The following is a 17920-nucleotide window of genomic DNA, read 5'->3' as shown; positions in this document are numbered from 1 at the left end:
AAAGCGCTCGTAAATCTACGCTTCACGGTTGCTTAGCTAGTATTTAGTGACGCTCTATCATAGCAACAAAAAATGACCCAATCAAAGCTGATTGGGTCATTGTTATGTGTACGACCAGACTGACTATAAAAGTTGGCGTCTAAATGCGGTGGTCAACCTTTATATCCATCCATAAACCTAAATTATCAGCCCTGACGATGACGAATCTCAAAACTTTGATGAATGGGCTTTTTAATATCAAAATCAAAACCAATGGTTTTTTGCGTGATATCAATAATTTCATAACGCTCAGTTAACTGCTCATCGAGCTCAAAGCGGGTAAAGTTATTTGAAAAATACAAAATCCCGTCAGAGGTCAAGCGGTTCATCGCGCGATTAATGAGGGCAGAGTGGTCGCGCTGCACATCAAAGGTACCTTGGAACTTTTTCGAATTCGAAAAAGTCGGTGGATCGATAAAGATGATATCAAATTGTTCAGTATTGTCTTTAATCCATTCAAAGATATCGGCTGCGACGAATTGATATTTATTGCGGCTAACGTCCAGACCATTTAATACAAAGTTTTGCTTACCCCAGTCTAGATAGTTCTGTGACAAGTCAACGCTGGTGACTTTTTTCGCGCCAGCAAGCGCTGCATGTACACTTGCCGTACACGTATAAGCAAATAAGTTCAGTACGGATTTATTACGACTGTTGTCTTTGATACGGGCACGCATATTACGGTGATCAATGAACAAACCCGTATCTAAATAGTCCGTAAAGTTGACGTAAAAATACGCACCATCTTCACGTGCAACATGAAATTTACCACGCTTTTCTGTGGTGTTCTGTTTGCTATATTGGTCATTACCAGACTGGCGTGCACGGGTCTTGATAAATATTTGTTCACGGTTAATACCAAAAACTTCACGAATACCCATTAGTGCCAAGTTGAAGCGTTTTTTAGCCGTCTCAGGTGGAATGGTTTTTGGTGGCGCATATTCTTGCACGTGCACATAGTCGCCATATAAATCGACGGCGACTTTGAAGTCGGGCAAGTCAGCATTGTAAACGCGCAAATTACTAATCTTGTCTTTTTTAGCCAACTTCTTCAGCTTGGACAGGTTTTTTTGCAAGCGGTTGATAAAGTCTTGTCCTTCTTCCACTTCAATCTCACGTTTTTCGAAGCGACTAACGAGATTGCCCGTTTGTCCCGCAATCAACGTGCCATAGCGGAAATAAACGGTGATAGCACCATTATGACAGCGTAAGGTTTTTGGTTCTTTGATAGGTAAGATATCAACTTGCTCAACATTAGATGCCAATATGCCAAGCATCGGATCAATGCCGCTACCAGCAAAGCTGTCTTGCAAAATAAGTCCAATCGCCTGATATAACGGCTTAATCATCTCTTCGTCACCCAAACGCTCACCATAAGGTGGGTTGGTGATGATTAGAGGATTGCTCAATCGACCGTCATCGACCAATGGCTTCAAAATAGTGCTCAGCTGGTCAAGCGCACGCGTCTCAAGATCAAGCAGTGGTAATAAATCTTGCAAACCTGCGGCAATCAGGTTTTTCTCTGTTGCTAAAATCGCGCCGCTATCAGCATCAAAACCCAAAATCAGCGGTAATGTATCTGGTTGCTCATTAGCAATTGCTAAGGCTTCGCGAAAACGTGTCTGGGCATCATCGATCATCTGTTGCCATAAGGCATCGTCATGATGCTGCCATTGGTAAAAACCAAATTGATTGGCGGCTTTATCGATACCCACAGCATAATCGCAATGCATGAGTAGTGCTTCAATAATAAAGGTGCCAGACCCACACATTGGATCAATTAGCGCATTATAAAAAGGTGCATTGCCAGCTTCATTTTTCTTGTGCCAGCCTGCACTATATAGTAGAGCCGCTGCCAAGTTTTCTTTGAGTGGCGCTTCAGTCATTGCCACACGATAACCACGGCGATGCAAACTGGTGCCTGATAAATCTAAATACAGCTCAGCTTGCTTATCATTCACGGTTGCAAATATAGAAAAGTCTGGATTTTTACTATCGACGTTAGGACGGCTGTCATAAACTTCATTGAACGTATCTGCAATCGCATCTTTGATACGTAGCATCGCAAACTGTTGACTGACGGCGACACGCTTGTCGACCGACAGACGAATGGCAAAGGTTTGCTCTAAACTAAACTGCTCAATCCAATTGACCGATTTTGCCAAGCCATAAAGTTGCTCAGCCACATCGTATTCGGCATTGATGTTTTTGCGTTTAATGAGCATTAATACCCGCGAGGCGACACGTGACCACAAACAAATGCTATATAAGTCACGCAAAGTACCAGTAACTGCCAGACGGCCTGTACTTTTGATTTCACTTGCAATACCAAAACTTGTCAGCTCAGTTTGGAGTGGTGCCTCAAGCCCATCGGCACAGGTGATAATAAGGTCAAGCGACAATTCTGGTGAAGCTGCTGTTAGAGATGCGGGCGCGGTTGTTTCGGTCATACGGATACCTGTGGGCTAAATTGATAAGTAATGCACATCATAAAATAAGATGTTTAACCGCCAATTTTACCATAATTCAGGGCAGGATGGTTTAAAGTGGTGGTGTTTATCAAAGAGAGATTCAGCAACGCTATCTTTCACAAAATCATGCTTATCATCCTAAAGATGAAAACCTTAAGCCTAAAAATTGTGGGATAAATTGCTCAAGAGATAAATAATATAATGAGCTTATTTATCCGCTTTGCTCAGTGGTGGTGTTTCTGACACGACCTGCGTTGTAGTCGCAAAAGGTTTAGTGGCAATAGGATAATCCACATCCTTTGGCATAAGCAGACGCATATGAGGATAAGGAGTAGAAATATTAGCGGCATCAAAGGCACGCTTGATATCTTCTTTTAGACCTTCCTTGATTTTGGGCATGCGCGCGACAGCGGCAGGCTTGACCCAAAAACGCACGATAAAGAACACTCCGTATTCACCAATTTCATCCACGGTGGCCGAGGTTTCAGGACGGCTGAGTACCACATCGGTGTCAGTAAGCACCTGCAAAATTTCCTTGCGAGCAGTATCGACATCATCTTCAAAGGCGATACGCACACGAATATCGAAACGTATGAAGTTCTTGGAGGTTAAATTGGTCACCTCAGAGGAGGCAACGTTAGAGTTGGGAATAATGACGGTGATGTTGTCTCGCGTCAAAATATGGGTGGTGCGTAACGCAATGAGTACGACGCGACCCTCGTTGTCATTGATATGAATCCAGTCGCCAACTTGAAAAGATTGTTCGAGTAAAATGGTAATACCTGCAATGAAATTAGCAAGCGTTGACTGGGCAGCAAAACCGACTGCCAAGCCCACAATCCCTAAACCTGCGACCAATGAGACGATATCGAAACCAAATTGCGCCATGACGCTGGCAAGTCCGAGTACTAATAGCAGCACTGACAAGATGTTTTGAAGCAGCTGCTCTATAGAAGCATTGAGACCATAATGCTGTAACACCTTATGGATAATCTGTCCAGATGACGCCCAAAGTACATAATAAATACCCGCCCATGTACTGGCTTTTGCAGTAGCTTTGATAGTCTCTGGTTCAAAATAAATCTGACTCATAATGGCAATCAAGCTGGCAACTATCCAGATATAACGCAAGACTGAACGGACAATCTTAGTACGGCGCTCATTCAAGCGGATTTTTGTCCTACTTTGCTTAAGGATATAAATGGCAAGCCAATAAAAAAATCCCAACACTGCCAGCAGTATTAGGATTTTGATGGCAGTACTAGCGAGCTCTACCGCTTGAGACGACCAATCAAGTGACTCTTCATCGACAGAGCCGCCAAGCGCAAGGTAGAGGCTAGTATGCAGGTCACGAACAATCTCTTTAAAAAAATCAGTAATACTAGCGATTGCCATTTTTTGGTCCATGCAGAGTTTTTTAAAGTATCTCAAGTCGTCAGTGCTACCAAACACAACATGAGTGATGATTAATAAGGCACATCCTTGTTTTGAAAGTGTAGCTGAGCTGATGCTTAAAAGCTATCTTCCTGTGTGTCTTGGTATTGATAAGGTATTGCCATTTTATGTTGAACATCGCGTAACGCGGTACGTAAGCCCTCTAATATCGTAGGATGATAAAAAGGCGTATCGAGCATGGCCTTAACACTCAAATCATTGGTAATCGCTGCCGCTAAAATGTGTCCAATATACTCGGCATCAGGACCCACCATACTAGCGCCTAAGATTCTATCAGTTTTTTTACAGCAATAGATATGTAGCAGACCACAGTTGACACCCTTTACGCGACTACGGCCTTGATTATCGAAGCTGACGCTACCGATGACATATTCTAAGCTTGTATCCTGTTGAATGTCTGGTAGAGACATGCCGACGTTAACGATTTGTGGTGAGCAAAACACAATCGAGAAGGGCGTGGCGGGCGGGCGAATATGAGCGGCGTCTTCATTCTCGCAGACCATGCTTCCAGCGCTATAGCCTTCATCACTGGTCACATGCAATAGTGGAAGGTTGGCGTTGGCATCACCAACGATATAGACATCTAAATCACCAATCTGACCTGTTTTTTTATTCAAGTGCTTTGGACGATCTTTGTCGTCAAGCTCAACGTCTAAGTGTTCGACTCCCAGCGGTTTGATATTATTGCGGCGACCGGTCGCAACCAGTACATACTCACCTTGCCATTGTTGCGACTCTCCAGCACTGTCTTCATAATCAATGAACGCGGCTGAATGGTCATTATCCGTGGCTGTTTGCACGCCGACATCACTGATTCTGCTGCCCAAATGCATGGTCAATTCGCGGCTTAAGCAATCGATAGCTTTGTTATTGATATCATCGTCTTTGAGACCTGCAACACGTTTGACACGATTAAACAAAGTTACTTCTACGCCTAAGCGTTTAAAGGCTTGCGCAAGCTCTAGTCCGATAGCACCTGTACCGACGACGGCCATTGTTTTTGGTAAATTTGTGAGCTCAAAGATCGTATCAGAGGTGAGCATGGTGTCACCAAGCTTATCTGCCCAGCCATCTGGGATAAATGGAGAGCTGCCCGTGGCGATAATGATTTTGTCAGCGGCAATCAGCTCATCATTGACTTCAATGAATCCTTGGTTATTGATATGAGCGCGTCCTGAGATTTTTTTGTGATCAGGCCAGCTATCTACTTGAGCTTTGACGTAGCTAGCAAAATGAGCACGCTCGTCCCGAACGCGCTGCATGACTTGCTTGCCATCTATCTGGACAGTGGCATGGACGCCAAATTTAGCAGAGTGATTGGCTTCATACGCGCGATCAGCGGCGGCAATCAATAATTTACTTGGCATACAGCCGACCGCAATACAAGTGGTCGTCCAGAATCCGTCATTAATAATAACAACATCATCATGGGTTTTACTGGCTTGACGAAAAGCATTTTGCCCAGCAGTACCTGCACCGATAACGGCAACAGATACTTTGCGAGTAGCTTTGGATGCTGTGTTATCCGCTGCAGTATCGGATTGTTTATTCATATTATTCTCAAGTTATAAGATGTTTATTATTCAGGGCTGTTTTTTAGATGATTTTTTTAAGAGATTCCTCTGATAAGAGATTGCTCTAAAAAATTATTAAAAAACGACTTTCAGCCTCTGATATCCAGCGTTTATCGTAATGATTATTAGCGTCTATTTTAAAATGCTTTTTTATGACTCTTAGTTTTATTGGTTAAGGTGCTAAGGTTTCAAGCAAACGTTCAGTGTAGCCTTTGGCACATAAATTTCGCTGAGCATGAGTCAGCTCGCTATCTTTGTTAAAGACAAAGGCTGAACGGACTAGCCCTAACGTTATTTTTCCATACATATTTTTTTCTTTAATAACGTCAAAGTATTGGCATAGTTTTTCATCAGTATCGCTGATAAGGGCAATGTTTAAATCATATTTGGTGATGAATTTCTCATGAGATTCAACACTATCACGTGAGACGCCGATAATGTCATAGCCTAAATCATCAAACTCATGGAGGTGAGCAGTAAATTCGGTTGCTTGAGTGGTACAGCCTGGCGTACTATCTTTTGGATAAAAGTACAAAATAAGTCCTTTATCAGTATTGGCAATCATCTCTTGGAGATTGATTTCATCATGGATAAAGTTGCCGGCAAGCTTTCGTACTATCGTCACTGGAAAGTCAGGTAAGGTTAGGTTTTCTGTGGTTGGTTTTGCCATTATAAAATCCTTATTCATTTTTGTTTATGTCAGTACTTATATTCGTGCTTATGTCGATTGGTAATCTATACTGTGTTCTTATTATAAGCAGATTAGCAGCGATTCATAATCAGTTTTACACTTTGCGCCTGTATTGACAACAAAAAAGACTGGCAATAGCCAGTATATTTCACTTCTATTTATTCTGAGCTATGCTGAAGAAACCGTACACCTAAACTTGGTAAACTAACGACTCGATGAGGAGTTTACCATGACTAAGAAAATCAGAACTTACAGCACAGAATTCAAAGCTGAAGCCGTCAAGAAGATAGCGGACAACGATGGGGATATTTCAGCGACTGCAAAGCAGCTTGGTATCGCCATGCAGACCTTATCTAACTGGCATAACAAAGCCACTCAAGGCAAGCTTGAAGGGACTGAGCAGTACGATACACAGCTTATGGCCGTGATGGAAGAGAACAAGCGCCTCAAACGACAGCTTAAAGTGGCTGAAGAGGAACGAGAGATACTAAATGAGGAAGGATAAAGCGAAGCACTGTTTCGCCCCGATGCAAGATGAGAGCTATGCTCGAATGAGGCGACGGCGTACTTCGCCAAGCACGGCTAGTAAGGTATGCCTTTATAAAAACTAATAGACAGGTTTTTAGTATCGTCTCTATGTGCCGTGTACTAAGTATTAAGCCGTCAAGCTACTACGACTGGATCAATCGTGATATCAGCGACCAACAGATACATAATAACCATTGCGAGCTACTAGTTAGAGCCGCTCACAGTGAAAGTAAAGAACGTTAAGGGGAGTTTATGGAACAGTACGAGCAAAGGAGTATATGTCTCGAATGAAAGATAGTTTTATCATAATAACGATGCAAGCAATGAGGAGGCAGGAAGAAGCAAACTTGCCTAATGATTTAGATATCGTGTATTGTAGATTTATTTGAATGAAGCTGAGAGTAAACAATACAATGAAAGCATTAAACCACTTATTCACATTCATATCAGGCATTGTAGTTTTAACAGTTTGTTCTTTGGGAATAGCAAGTGCCAATAATGAATATGCCATGGTTGCAGCCGAACCATCTAGTGCAGAAGCATACGCAAAAGCACAAGCAGCAGGAAAAGTAGCTAGGGCAGAAGCATACGCGAAAGCAGACGCAGCCATTGCAAAAGCAAACGCAGCCATTGCAAAAGCAGAAATAGCTAGGACAGAAGAAAAAGCAGCTAGGGTAAAAGTAGAAGCAGCTAGGGCAGAAGCGTACGCAAAAGCACACGCAGCTTGGGCACAGTCCAGTGCAGAAGCAAAAGCAGATAGGGCGGTATCATTCAAGAGGATTGAGCTGAAGGAATTAAGCACACATTGAGCGACAGCTTATGCAGCGGTGCTAGCGACCTGATGCAAGTATGCAAGCAATAAGAAAGCGTTTGAAGTGGCATGAAAACCCTTATCGAAAACCTAAAGGCATGCACTATGAAACCTATAACCGGTTATTCACTGAATATCACGATATAGAAGATTATTATATGAGCTGCTTAACGAAGTTTGATGGGGTTACTAGTGTTAAGAGAATGAAATAAGGGGAGTTTTTCGGAGTGCTATAAAAGGAGAGAAAGCTACAGGTAACTATAAAAATGGCTACCAATAGATATAGTATTTAATATATATGTAATAAAAACAATGGTTTAGGTATATACAAAAGACTGGCAATAGCCAGTCTTTTGTATATCAAACGAGATGTGTATTACGCTGGTTTTTGTGGCTGTTTTAAATCTAAGCCAACAGTGCATTGCTGCAAATCTTTTTGCATTTTTTTGACGTAAGGCAGTCCAGAAGGATCTTTTTTGTCTTGAGCATAGCTCTCAATTTCCCACATCTGACCGATGGTCATGTTGCTACGCACACCAATAGTGCAATTGCATAGTTTGGTCGCATCGCCTTTGTCAGCGACTTTATATTTGACCGCACCATTAACGCAGGTATTGATGTTATTTTGCTTAATATCGGCAGCGTTTGCTTGTGGCATCACAAAAATGGCAGCTAAAGCTAGGGGTAATAATGGCAACAACTTCATAAATATCCTCTTACGGGTAACATCAATTTTCTAAATTTTGTACTCAAAGTCAAGCAAAAGTACTCATAGTTCGTTGACTAATGTGGTTACTTATATCTTGTGATAAATGCAATCGCTCATACCATAACAAGTATGTGAGTTAAAATACAACGGCGGTGTGCTGTGTTAATGCAAGCGAATGTTTCGCTAATGTTGATTGCTATCACGCTTTCATGCAAGTGCAATTCTATCATTCACTAAGATTGATAATGGGTTGGGTCAGTGATGCCCGCCTGAGCAAATCCTTGACGGCGTAAGGCACAGCTGTCACATACACCGCAAGCAAGACCTTGTGCATCGGCTTGGTAGCAAGATATGGTTTGCCCATAATCGACGCCCAATGACAATCCAAGCTCAATAGTTTTTGCTTTTGACAGTTGCTGTAAGGGCGTTTGAATGGATAAGTGATGACCGGTAACGCCCGCTTTGGTGGCAAGATTGGCCATATGCTCGAAGGCGGCAATATACTCTGGACGACAGTCAGGGTAGCCTGAGTAATCGACTGAGCTGACGCCAATGACGATATGATTGGCATCGGTCACTTCAGCAACGGCTAGCGCATAAGACAAAAATATCGTATTACGCGCAGGCACATAGGTGTTAGGAATAGCGTCGTTATCGATCTCATCACGCTTTTTATTAGGGAATTTATCCGTATCGCCATCAGGAACAATCATACTGTGATCTGTCAGCGAAGAGCCACCAAGCTGAGCGATATCAATATCAATGATTCTGTGATTGACCCCTGCAGTCTCAGCGATGGCTTTTGCCGCGACCAGCTCACTATTGTGGCGTTGACCATAATTAAAACTGACCGCAGTCACTGACGCATAACGTGCCTTGGCCCAATACAAACAAGTCACCGAATCAAGCCCGCCTGACAGTAGCACAACGGCATTTTGGCTTTTATGCAGAGCATTTAAGTCAGTATCGAAGGCTTGATTATTAGAGGCGCTTTGCGAAGTAACATTAGTCATAGTGGTATCTATTATTGGTTTGCGAAATGGGTTTGCGAAAAACGCCTATTTTAGCAAAAATACGCTCATTACAGAACCACGAAGCCATTATAAATACGATATGAAACCTTAATCAGCTCAAAAGAGAAATTTGTTTATAAAAGTGTGGAGCTATTAGCAGTGCTATGGTCGAATGTTCAGCATGCCTTAAGCTAAGCCATAAAAAAGACTGAATATTTAATCTGATAGTTTACTCTCATCTTTTCAATCTGTTAGCAAATTTTGTTATAATCGCTGCTTTTAGAGCCACTGTGCTATTACTTCCTTGCTAAAGGCTTTATGCTTCCATTTTTTAGCAAAATTCCCTTGTAAAGATATTGAGTAACTTATGACCGCAGCAACCTTGTTTACGCCACAAATTACGCCTGAAATCGATGATATGTCAGCTGATACAGGTTTGGATAATCATGCTTGGGACACTGATGGTGATAGCATGGAATATGAGGATGTTGCTGACGATCATACAAATGAAGACAGTATCGCTACTGCACCGTCAGCGTCTACTGAATCAGCAGAGTTCCGTAAACTACAAAAGAAGCTGCGTAGACAAGTATCATGGGCGATTCGTGATTTTAATATGATCGAAGACGGCGATGTGGTGATGGTCTGTGTTTCAGGTGGCAAAGACAGCTATACCTTGCTGGATATTTTACTATTACTCAAGCGTATCGCGCCGATTAACTTTGATATCGTCGCGGTCAATCTCGATCAAAAACAACCCGGATATCCTGAAGATATTTTGCCAGCGTATTTGAACGAGCAGGGCATTGCCCACTATATTTTAGAAAAAGACACTTATAGTATCGTTAAGAGCGTGGTGCCAGAAGGCAAAACTTATTGCTCGGCGTGTTCACGTCTGCGCCGCGGCTCGTTATACGGTTTTGCTAAGCAGATTGGCGCAACCAAAATTGCGCTGGGTCATCATCGCGATGATATGTTGGCGACTTTCTTTTTGAATTTATTTCATGGCGGCACTCTTAAATCGATGCCACCGAAATTGCTCAGTGACGACAAGCAAAACCTACTTATTCGTCCACTGGCTTATGTCGAAGAAAAAGACATCATCGAATATGCTCGCTTAAAAGAATTTCCAATTATTCCATGTAACTTATGTGGCAGCCAAACCAACTTACAAAGAGCCATTATCAACGATATGTTGCGGGAATGGGATAATGCTCATCCGCAGCGTTTGGCCTCTATTTTTAAAGCCATGCAAAACGTCGCACCGTCGCAACTAGCAGACCGTGAATTGTTTGATTTTGAGCAGTTAAGTCTTGATCGTGATGACAATGAGCGTTTGTTTGAAGGGGATAACATCCAAGCTGGGCAGACCGAGAGCTTGGCTGAAATTGGCTTACCTGTATCGCCAAAAACTCAAGCGTTCAATCCGAAGTTCGATAGTAAGCTGCTTTCGACAGAGTCTGATAATTCAGCAGAAAATAAGCATACGAATCAGAAAATTCCAACAATAAATCCTGTTATTTAACGATTCGCTTATTCGATAATATTAAGTGACATTTATAAAAAATAGCATAAACCGTTAGTATAAAAAACCAGCTCATTATTGATAAATGGCTGGTTTTTTATGTGTTAATAAATTGAATATTAACAATGTCTATAAAAGTAGTTTCTATAAAATCAACTTTCTGCAAAAACAGGTAATGGGTCAAAGCTAACTTTTGAACGTGGTAATTTCGCCACATCTTGCATGCGCCAGTCATCTTTACCATCACTACTTACTTGTAGATAATATTTTGCTTTTAAAGGATCTATATCTACCTGCGCACTGTATTTATTGCCTTCGACATATTGAAGTACGACATCATGATCTTTTTTAATGTCGGTTGCATGCGAGATAGACAGATCTAGTTTTTCAGGATAAGCCAGAGGATTGCCATTCAGCAGTTTACCTGATTGCAGACTCTGTTCAGGATAATTTAGATAGAATACAACATCACCATTATCTGCAAACTGCATTTCGCCGTGCAAATCTAAGTCATAAGTCAGTTTGTCACGTGACACATCATGATAAAGCGTCTTACCATCCATATACCAGTCGTCACGTACCACGCTATCCCGAATTTGATAAGAGTAATAAACAAAAAAGATACAGGCCACTACGACAAATGCTGGCATGCCAATAACAAAAATAACCACCATGTAATTCTTATACCATGGCTGAGTATCTTGATGCTTAAAATTTGATGCTGGAGTAGACATAAAATACCTATTAATCAGATATCTGTTTATCAGATATCTATAAACTGTATCAATGGATAAGCTGACAACGAAACAGCTGCCAGTTTAATGATAAATCGTCCACCTACTAGCCACTGACTCACAGGTGAAATATAGAATTATATACTAGGGCGCATCCTCAGTCTGAATGAAAGCACCTAAATGGATTAAAAATGGTTAAATTTTGCCAAACTACTGGTTAATATACAGATGTTATCTGCACTATTTTCCCAGTTTAGCTGCCATTTATTGCATTTCTATTACCATTTTTAAAATGAGGACGCGCCCTAGCTAAGCTATCAAGCACTTATAAAAACCTACTGCCCTTGAGTAGTAAATACGTTTTGTTTACTGACTTTATACTGACCATCTTCACTGGTCACATTTAGGGTCACTGATGTTTGTTCAAAATCGATGACCTTAGGATCGCCATAAATACTCACAGGCATATCAAAGCTTTCACCTGCTTCTAATGGTACATCGTTGAATCGCAGCGCCAAGCTCAAACCTTCTTGTGGAGCAAGGGTTATTGTATAGGTATGCGGCTCTTGTGTCTTATTAGTCAGCTTGACAATATAGCTGTTTTCAATCATGCCTTGATTATTCACTGAAGACAACTGATTACGGTCACGGCGAATATCAATCTCTAACGGTACACGGTCCGTCAATGCATAAATAACGCCACCACATAAAATAGTAATAACGGCTAAATAAGCAAATAGACGTGGACTGATGACGCGGGTATTTTCTTTTTCTGACAACTGTCGTTCTGTCGTATAACGAATGAGTCCACGTGGATACCCGACTTTATCCATAATTTCATTACAAGCGTCAATACAAGCAGCACATTGGATGCAACCAACTTGCAAGCCATCTCGAATATCAATCCCAGTCGGACAAACCTGTACGCACATGGTACATTCGATACAATCCCCTAAATGTTCAGGATGGGTGCCTTTTTTACGTGCCCCGCGAGGTTCGCCACGTTCATAATCATAAGACACAACCAACGTATCTTTATCAAACATGACACTTTGAAAACGACCGTATGGGCAGATTTGGATACACATCTGCTCACGCATATAACCTGCATTGACGTAGGTAGCAAAGGTAAAGATAAACATTGATACCCATACCCATGTTGGCCAATCAGGAATAGGAATAAAACCAATGGTTTGCCAGCTTTGATATAAATAATCTGTGCCAGCGACGTAACTGACAAAGGTTGCCGCGGTAATCACTGAAAATACTAACCAAATAAAATATATCAAAGAACGTTTAAAGGCTTTTTTTGCACTCATCGGTTCTTTATCAAACTTAATACGCTTATTACGATCACCAATGACCCACTTTTCAACATATTGATAAAGATGTGTCCAAATCGTCTGAGGGCAGGCATAGCCACACCAAACACGCCCTGCATACACAGTCACCATGAATAAAGTGAATGCGGCAATAATCGCAAAGGCGGCAATGAAGTAAAAATCTTGGGTCAAAAAAGTCATGCCAAAAATATAGTAATGCTGCGACGGAACATCAAGCCATATTGCTTGCCTACCATTATAACGTAACCACGGCAAAAGCAGAAAAGCGGCTAAAAGCGCATACATCGTGACGACACGAATGTTTTGATAAAAACCGGTGACAAACCTAGGGTGAACTCGATGCTTGGTCGCATCAAGGTCAATTTGCTGTACAGGAATTTTATTGGGTTGTGGTGCTGACATAAACGTGCCTCTTTTAAAAAAGAATCAGTTTGCTGGCATGATGAACAAACATCTTTAATCATCAGATGTATGAGTGTGTGATGTTATCAATGTCAGTAAGTAGCGGATAAAATATTGAACAGAAAAATATTTTAACCCATCTACCAAATGATCGATTGCAAATAGCTTAATGAGAATGGGTGACTATCTTCTAAATTCGCCACTAATAAGTGGTTTTTAGGTACTGTCATTTTAGCATTCTCCCTATTATAAATGGGGTAATAATCTTAAAAACCAATCAATATATCAGCATAATGATCGATATATTGATCGTGCTATATGCAGTATTAAACCGCATTTCATTTACTACTCAAATTTTGATAATGCGGTAGCAGTTAATAAACTCTCATTAAAGAATTTATAAAAAAAGGAGAACTGCAATAACAGTTCTCCCTTTATCAAATCTTATCCACTGATGCTATGACAACCATCTTTAAATATTAGTTAGCCGTCGTTTCTACAGTGGTTGCTACTTGAGTAGCGGTTGGTGCTTTAGCAGCAGGTTGAGGGGTTTTGTCTGATAATGAGTAAACATAAGCTGCAAGCAGCATAATACGCTCATTACCCAGTTTGGTTTCCCACTCGGGCATCACACCAGCACGACCATAACGTAAGGTTTCGCGGATGGTCTCACGATCACCACCATATAACCAAATGTCATCCGTCAAGTTTGGCGCGCCAGTAGAAGTCATACCTTTTGCATCTGCACCATGACAAAGTACACAGTTAGTCGGCTCATTGAAGATGGCCTCACCTTGAGCGACTTGAGCTTTATCAAGCTCGTAACCAGGTTGGTTGCCAGATATTGATAGCACGTATTCAGATACCGCACGTACCCCATCTTCACCGATTTGATCACGCCATGCAGCCATACCACCAACTCGACCTTTATGTAGCGTGGTCAAAATGTTTGACGCTTCTCCGCCATATAACCAGTCATTGTCAGTTAGATTTGGATAGCCTACCGCACCTTTGGCGTTAGAGCCATGACAGACCGCACAGTTCTGTAAGAACAAACGACTACCAACTTTTAAAGCATTCGGATTTTCTGAAAGCTTTTCTACATAAGGGGATAGCTCTGCAGTTTTCTTGTCAATTTGAGCTTGCAGATCTGCTGGTGGTGTTTCACTGCGGCGCATCGTTGCCTGTAACTCAGCAAGTGCCGCTAAGGTCTGTGTCGCACCACTAGCATCCGCTTTTGCTAAAATGTTTTTCTCAAAGTTATCCGTAAATACTTTGTTATTACTCTCAAGCTCGCTATATAGCTCGTTCTTAGAGGTCCACGGTACAATTTCGCCATCGACTTCTACAGTGGCAATACCTTCCCATTTTGATGGGAAGATACCTGGGAAAAATACCCAATAGGCAACACCCCAAGCGATAGAGCCAAAAAATATCACGAGCCACCATTTAGGTAATGGCTTGTCGTACTCTTTGATACCATCATAAGCGTGGCCTGTCGTACCGTCATCTTCTAGTTCTGGCTTGTACTTCAATACCATTAGTAAGACACCGAGGATAGCAGCCCAACACATGATACTTAGTATGGTAATCCAAGAACTCCAAAAAAATGTCATCGTTTATCCTTATTGCGCTGCTCTTCAGACAGAGATTTTATATCCTCGTCATCAAGCGCAAGTTGTGCATCTTCTTCGAAGCGTTTTTTGTTTTTTGGCGAATACGCCCACCATGCAACACCTACGAAGGCAACAAAGGCAGAAACGGTCGCAATTGTTTGTAATTCACCAATACCCATTAGCGCTGTCCTTCCATCGCGGTGCCCAGTTGCTGTAGATAAGCAACCAAAGCATCAAGTTCAGTGGCACCAAGTACAGCATCTGGTGCTCCTTCGATATCTTCTTCAGTGTAAGGTACACCAAAGCGATCACGGAATAGACGCATTTTAGTTTGAACGTTTTCACCATTCACTTCGTTGGTAGCAAGCCACGGGAAACCAGGCATTACTGATTCAGGTACTAGTGAACGTGGCGCAATTAAATGCTGCTTTTGCCAGTCTTCAGAATAACGACCGCCAACACGTGCCAGATCAGGTCCAGTACGTTTTGAACCCCAAAGAAAAGGGTGATCCCACGTAGATTCAGCAGCACGTGAGTAAGGTCCATAACGTTCAACTTCAGCACGTAGTGGACGAATCATCTGAGTATGACAAACGTGACAACCTTCACGAATATAGATGTCACGACCCTCAAATTCTAGTGCAGTCCATGGCTGCATAGAGGGCAGGGGAGCATTCACCCCACCTTCTTCAGGACCCTTGTTGTCATATATCAATGGTACGATTTCGACTAGCGTTGCAAAGCTAATAGCAATAACGATACCGATAACCAACAAGCCTGTATTTTTTTCAATAATTTCATGCGGTGTACCAGACATGATCGCTCCTTATACGTTAGCTGCTGAAGGTTTATCAACACTAGGTTCATGATCAGTAGGATCTGCGATATCGACAGGCTTACCTTCTGGCATTTTAAGTGTTTTATAAACGTTATATGCCATCACAAACATACCCGATACATACAATAGGCCACCAAAAGCACGACCAATATATGGGAAATGTGAGAACTCAACTGTATCAACGAAGCTATATACCAATGTACCGTCTGGATTAGTAGCCAGCCACATCATACCTTGGCCAATACCTGAAATCCACATAGATACGATATAGAAAATAGTACCCGCTGTCGCCAACCAAAAATGCGTGGTGATTAAGCTGATAGAATACATCTTAGGTTTGTTATAAATACGTGGTAACAGTACATATAGCGAACCAATGGTAATCATACCTACCCAACCAAGTGCACCTGAGTGTACATGACCGACTGTCCAATCTGTGTTATGCGATAACGCATTCACTGTCTTAATCGACATCATTGGACCTTCAAAGGTCGACATCGCATAGAACGACAACGCAACAATCATAAAGCGAATGATCGGATCGGTACGTAACTTATCCCAACTACCTGATAGTGTTAGCACGCCGTTAATCATACCACCCCAAGATGGCGCAAACAGGATGATTGAGAATACCATTGCTAGAGACTGCGTCCAATCTGGAAGCGCTGAATAATGCAAATGGTGACCACCAGCCCACATATATGACGCAATAAGTGCCCAAAAGTGAACGATAGACAAACGGTAAGAATAAATAGGACGACCAATCTGTACTGGAACGAAGTAATACATCATTCCTAAGAAAGCTGCCGTTAGATAAAAACCTACCGCGTTATGTCCGTACCACCACTGCACCATCGCATCAGTCGCACCGCCAAATAACGAGTAAGACTTAAATGCGCTAACAGGAATCGCCATGCTGTTTACGATATGCAGTAATGCAATCGTAATAATAAATGCTGCAAAGAACCAGTTAGCCACATAAATATGTGAGGTTTTACGTTTGATGAGCGTACCGAAGAAAACAATGGCATAAGAGATCCATACCAAGGCAATCAAAATATCGATTGGCCACTCAAGCTCAGCGTATTCCTTGGTCGATGTTAAACCTAAAGGTAGGGTAATAACCGCTGATACGATAACGGCTTGCCAACCCCAAAAGGTAAACCAAGCTAAATAAGGAGCAAATAACCTTGTCTTACAGGTACGCTGAACAATATAGTAAGACGTTGCGAACAGGGCAGAGCCACCGAACGCAAAAATGACCGCATTGGTATGTAGCGGTCTTAAACGACTAAATGTCAGCCATGGAATGTCAAAGTTAAGTGATGGCCATGCTAACTGTGAAGCAATGAACACACCAATACTCATGCCGACGATGCCCCATACCACGGCCATTATCGTAAAGAATCTTACGATAGTAATTTCGTACTCACGGTCAACTGGGGCGACTGCTGTGTTTTGTAAACTCATTGGATGATTCCTTTACAGCCCGAATTATCAACAGAATTAACTAACTCTCCGCGCTATCTGCATCATAAAAGTAATAGTCAGATAAAAATAGAATCGCGGCACATGCTGTTTTTTGGCTCGCTTATCACCATAATATTATTAACTATCAATCTAAGCTTTCGCTTTATATCAGCTGGTATTGAGGCATAAAGGCGTTTTAAACGCACGACACTCACAGCTGGTCGATAGTAGGATTGTTAATAAATCATTAAGGTGAATAAGAAGATGCGCCGTTTTTGAGCATCAAACATCTAAAGAGGTGAAGTATTTATCTTCATTATTACCAAAAATGCTGTACTAATGAAGATAGATACCAATATCCATAGGGCCATAAAAAGGTACTGACCATAGACGTATGCTAGCGGCGGCTGACAAAAAAACATGTTTGCGTAATGTTTAGTTAAAACTCCCGACTCTGTTTAAGGGTATTGTAACGCAATCCTAATCAAATATCATCAGAACTATGCGGCAAAATACAAACTCTTTGGTAAAAATCTTAGCAAGCAACTTATTATTGCTGTGCAATTTGTCTATTTTATACCCCACTCTCAACATCAAAAGTGATTGAAAAAAGAAGAGCATCTCACTAATCTATTGTTTTCGACCAAGAATACAACGGAGTCATGAGATGCCCATAGACGAATTTATCATCAATATCTATT

General features: G+C 41.7%; 14 protein-coding genes and 1 pseudogene. 3 read left to right on the top strand and 12 right to left on the bottom strand.

The features are described from left to right. Nucleotides 1-185 precede the first annotated feature (185 nt). The 4 genes from rlmKL to INT03_RS03180 form a co-directional block, all read right to left on the bottom strand. Nucleotides 186-2489 (bottom strand): bifunctional 23S rRNA (guanine(2069)-N(7))-methyltransferase RlmK/23S rRNA (guanine(2445)-N(2))-methyltransferase RlmL, encoded by a 2304-nt coding sequence (gene rlmKL, locus INT03_RS03195; protein WP_193007555.1) that lies wholly within the window; start codon nt 2487-2489, stop codon nt 186-188. 228 nt (nt 2490-2717) lie between these two features. Then, nucleotides 2718-3905 (bottom strand): mechanosensitive ion channel family protein, encoded by a 1188-nt coding sequence (locus tag INT03_RS03190; protein WP_226950312.1) that lies wholly within the window; start codon nt 3903-3905, stop codon nt 2718-2720. A gap of 116 nt (nt 3906-4021) precedes the next feature. Further along, nucleotides 4022-5518, bottom strand: coding sequence for a dihydrolipoyl dehydrogenase (locus tag INT03_RS03185; protein WP_193007554.1), 1497 nt, complete (start codon nt 5516-5518; stop codon nt 4022-4024). A 193-nt stretch (nt 5519-5711) separates the two neighbouring features. Beyond that, nucleotides 5712-6209 (bottom strand): peroxiredoxin, encoded by a 498-nt coding sequence (locus INT03_RS03180; RefSeq protein WP_193007553.1) that lies wholly within the window; start codon nt 6207-6209, stop codon nt 5712-5714. 250 nt (nt 6210-6459) lie between these two features. On the opposite strand from INT03_RS03180, the pseudogene INT03_RS03175 reads away from it, so the two are divergent. Continuing rightward, nucleotides 6460-6995, top strand: a pseudogene (locus tag INT03_RS03175) (transposase); the annotation flags it as partial. Nucleotides 6996-7171: 176 nt separating this feature from the next. Beyond that, nucleotides 7172-7567, top strand: coding sequence for a hypothetical protein (locus INT03_RS03170; RefSeq protein ID WP_193007552.1), 396 nt, complete (start codon nt 7172-7174; stop codon nt 7565-7567). A 378-nt stretch (nt 7568-7945) separates the two neighbouring features. On the opposite strand, the gene INT03_RS03165 is transcribed toward INT03_RS03170, so the two are convergent. Beyond that, entirely contained in the window at nt 7946-8275 is a 330-nt protein-coding gene (locus INT03_RS03165; RefSeq protein ID WP_045445384.1) for a hypothetical protein, read from the bottom strand. Between the two features lie 236 nt (nt 8276-8511). After that, nucleotides 8512-9228, bottom strand: coding sequence for a 7-cyano-7-deazaguanine synthase QueC (gene queC / locus INT03_RS03160; protein WP_226950318.1), 717 nt, complete (start codon nt 9226-9228; stop codon nt 8512-8514). Nucleotides 9229-9658: 430 nt separating this feature from the next. On the opposite strand from queC, the gene ttcA reads away from it, so the two are divergent. After that, nucleotides 9659-10816, top strand: a complete 1158-nt coding sequence (gene ttcA / locus INT03_RS03155; RefSeq protein ID WP_193007550.1) for a tRNA 2-thiocytidine(32) synthetase TtcA — start codon at nt 9659-9661, stop codon at nt 10814-10816. 152 nt (nt 10817-10968) lie between these two features. Here ttcA and INT03_RS03150 read toward each other — a convergent pair whose 3' ends face one another. The 6 genes from INT03_RS03150 to ccoN form a co-directional block, all read right to left on the bottom strand. Then, nucleotides 10969-11550 carry a FixH family protein gene (locus INT03_RS03150; protein WP_193007549.1) on the bottom strand — a complete coding sequence of 194 codons (582 nt, stop codon included), beginning with the start codon at nt 11548-11550 and terminating at the stop codon, nt 10969-10971. Between the two features lie 335 nt (nt 11551-11885). Continuing rightward, nucleotides 11886-13295 (bottom strand): cytochrome c oxidase accessory protein CcoG, encoded by a 1410-nt coding sequence (gene ccoG, locus INT03_RS03145; protein WP_193007548.1) that lies wholly within the window; start codon nt 13293-13295, stop codon nt 11886-11888. A gap of 479 nt (nt 13296-13774) precedes the next feature. Beyond that, entirely contained in the window at nt 13775-14911 is a 1137-nt protein-coding gene (ccoP, locus tag INT03_RS03140; RefSeq protein WP_193007547.1) for a cytochrome-c oxidase, cbb3-type subunit III, read from the bottom strand. Beyond that, nucleotides 14908-15090, bottom strand: a complete 183-nt coding sequence (locus tag INT03_RS03135; protein WP_010199605.1) for a CcoQ/FixQ family Cbb3-type cytochrome c oxidase assembly chaperone — start codon at nt 15088-15090, stop codon at nt 14908-14910. Before INT03_RS03135 ends, ccoP begins: the two co-directional genes overlap by 4 nt. After that, entirely contained in the window at nt 15090-15728 is a 639-nt protein-coding gene (ccoO, locus tag INT03_RS03130) for a cytochrome-c oxidase, cbb3-type subunit II (protein WP_193007546.1), read from the bottom strand. The genes INT03_RS03135 and ccoO overlap by 1 nt, the downstream gene beginning before the upstream one ends. Before the next feature lie 9 nt (nt 15729-15737). Then, nucleotides 15738-17219: a cytochrome-c oxidase, cbb3-type subunit I gene (gene ccoN / locus INT03_RS03125; protein ID WP_045445398.1), complete on the bottom strand. Its 1482-nt coding sequence runs from the start codon at nt 17217-17219 to the stop codon at nt 15738-15740. Between the last annotated feature and the right edge of the window lie 701 nt (nt 17220-17920).

It is taken from the genome of Psychrobacter sp. PG1, assembly GCF_014897815.1.
GTDB lineage: Bacteria > Pseudomonadota > Gammaproteobacteria > Pseudomonadales > Moraxellaceae > Psychrobacter.
The sequence above is the reverse complement of the archived record's forward strand: the minus strand, read 5'-3'. Positions and strand labels throughout refer to the sequence as shown.